A 207-nucleotide genomic window follows, 5' to 3' on the forward strand; every position below is an offset into this window, starting at 1 on the left:
CATAGCGATGGCAGATAAAAAAGCCACAGTCCTTATTGATGGGCTAGATCAAATCGAACTTCCAATTTATCTAGGCACTGCTGGCCAGGATGTGATCGACGTTAGTACGTTAGGCTCACATGGTCACTTTACTTATGACCCAGGTTTCATGTCGACTTGTTCTTGTGAATCTGCAATCACCTACATTGATGGTGGCAAAGGTGTACT

General features: G+C 44.0%; 1 pseudogene. It reads left to right on the plus strand.

Going from position 1 to position 207, the window contains the following annotated elements:
* Positions 1–7: 7 nt before the first annotated feature.
* Positions 8–207 (plus strand): annotated as a pseudogene (gltA, locus tag V6260_RS19560) (citrate (Si)-synthase); the annotation flags it as partial.

It is taken from the genome of Pseudoalteromonas aliena (assembly GCF_038155085.1).
In the GTDB taxonomy this organism is placed as follows: Bacteria; Pseudomonadota; Gammaproteobacteria; order Enterobacterales; family Alteromonadaceae; genus Pseudoalteromonas; species Pseudoalteromonas aliena_A.